Source organism: Arthrobacter sp. Y3225116 (genome assembly GCF_059091245.1).
In genome coordinates, this window is record NZ_JBNHGL010000428.1 from 1 (window position 1) to 1,304 (window position 1,304).

Genomic DNA, 1,304 nt, shown 5'->3' on the forward strand with positions numbered 1-1,304 from the left:
TCAGACGTGTGCTATTCCGATATAGCAGCCAGCGGCGCAGCGCCGCCCGGCACTCGCGGACGGCCTCCGCCGGCACGTGTTCGTTGTCGGTGTGGGCCAGCAACGCGTCGCCGGGGCCGAAATTGACGGCCGGAATGCCCAGCTCGCTGAACCGCGCCACGTCGGTCCAGCCGTACTTGGGCTTCGGCTCCGCGCCGACGGCGGCCACGAATTCGGCAGCCGCCGGGTGGTCGAGGCCGGGCCGGGCGCCGGCCGCGGCATCGGTGCAGACCACCGTGAAGCCCTCCAAAAGGTTCCGCACGTACAGTTCGGCGTCCCCGGGCGTCTTGTCCGGAGCGAACCGGTAATTGATTTCCACCGTGGTGCTGTCGGGGATGATGTTGCCCGCCGTGCCGCCCTTGATCTTCACCGCGTTCAGGCTCTCGCGGTACTCCAGTCCGTCCACCGTGACAGTGGCGGGTTCATGGTCCCGGAGCCGGACCAGGATGTCAGCCGCAGCATGGATAGCGTTGACGCCCCGCCACGCGCGCGCGGAATGCGCCGCCTGGCCGACCGTGCTCGCTTCGAACCGGGCCGTGCCGTTGCAGCCGCCTTCCACGGTTCCGTCGGTCGGTTCGAGCAGGATGGCGAAGTCGCCCTGCAGCAACTGCGGGTGGTTGCGCACCAGCCGGCCCAGCCCGCTCATCGAAGCATCCACTTCCTCATGGTCGTAGAAGATGTAGGTGACGTCGCGGCTGGGTGCCGTCAGCTCGGCGGCCAGCGCCAGCTGCACCGCTACCCCGCCCTTCATATCGGTGGCCCCGCGCCCGTACAGCACGTCTCCGTCCCACACCGACGGCACGGTCCCGCGGGAGCCGGGCACGGCGGGCAGCGGCACGGTGTCCAGGTGGCCGGCCAGGATAACCCGCTCCGGCCGTCCCAGCTGCGTGCGGGCCACGATGGCGTCGCCGTCGCGCAGCACCTTCAGGTGCGGCAGGGCACGCAGGGCGGCCTCCACGGCGTCGGCCAGGGCGGTCTCGTTGCCGGACACGCTGTTAACGTCGATCAGCGCCGCGGTCAGCTCGGCGACGTCGGCGGTCAAGTCCAGGGCGATGGCGGAAGTCACTCCCCCAGCTTAGCCAGACGCGCCTGCGGCATCCCGGCGTCAGCGGCCCCGGCGCGCTCGGTAGACTTGCATCCATGACCGCGAGCACCACCGCCACCGCCACTCCCCGCACCGCCCACGGCACCGGGCTGGCCACCGTCACCGACAGCGGCACCGTCCTCGACGTCTGGTATCCCGCGCCGGCGCTGGGCCCTGCCGG

At 71.0% G+C, this 1,304-nt stretch carries 1 protein-coding gene and 1 pseudogene; one reads left to right on the plus strand and one right to left on the minus strand.

Going from position 1 to position 1,304, the window contains the following annotated elements:
* The coding region (dapE, locus tag AC5RV2_RS18060) for a succinyl-diaminopimelate desuccinylase (RefSeq protein ID WP_494093469.1) at positions 1-1,105 on the minus strand (1,105 nt) is incomplete at its 3' end.
* Positions 1,106-1,179: 74 nt separating this feature from the next.
* On the opposite strand from dapE, the pseudogene AC5RV2_RS18065 reads away from it, so the two are divergent.
* Positions 1,180-1,304: pseudogene (locus AC5RV2_RS18065) on the plus strand (2,3,4,5-tetrahydropyridine-2,6-dicarboxylate N-succinyltransferase); the annotation flags it as partial.